This is a genomic window from Novosphingobium sp. HII-3, assembly GCF_002916655.1.
In the GTDB taxonomy this organism is placed as follows: Bacteria; Pseudomonadota; Alphaproteobacteria; order Sphingomonadales; family Sphingomonadaceae; genus Novosphingobium; species Novosphingobium panipatense.
Window position 1 is genome coordinate 1 of the sequence record NZ_PPSM01000003.1, and the last position, 590, is coordinate 590.

Here is a 590-nt window from a genome sequence, read left to right on the forward strand (position 1 = left end):
CGCGTCGTCGCCACAGTGTACGCCTCAGATACCGCCACTCTTCAATACCCCAACGTCCCCAACTTTCATCAACCTCCGACTAGATTACTCAACCCACATAATCAATCATACAATGAAAGGCGACGGGACGGTGATTCTGATTGAGCGTGTATACGACCCCAAAGTCGGAGCGACGCAAGCAAATCAGAAGCAGGCGCCGAACGCCGGCTGATAAAGGAAAGGGGAATTCCGATGGCGGAGCATCGATTGAGCGGCGATGGTGCGCATGTGTCATTTGTACACGGTATTCTGCTCGCCATGGTGCCCGCTTTCATCGTATTGACCGTGGTTGCGCCCCTTCCGGTCGTACCCGACATAGCGGCAGCATTCGCGGCGAGCGACCCCACCGGGAGTCTGGTTTCGTTCGCGCTGACCGCGCCAATCCTGGCTATCGCAGTTACCAGCGTTCTGCTGGGCCTGATCGTGACCGGCCCCCACCGAGTGGTCCGGGTTGACTGTTAGTGCATCGTCGCCTCCTGCGCCATTGCCGGCTGGAGGTGGAGCGAAGCGGAACCGGAAGGCGGCAATGGCGATCTTGCCGTTTCCGGCGC

1 protein-coding gene is annotated in these 590 nt (G+C 59.2%); it reads right to left on the reverse strand.

Features of this window, described 5'->3' with window-relative positions; genetic code table 11:
• Positions 1 to 270: 270 nt before the first annotated feature.
• Positions 271 to 590: hypothetical protein (locus C2R25_RS21215; protein WP_369825676.1), on the reverse strand; the 320-nt coding region annotated here is incomplete at its 5' end.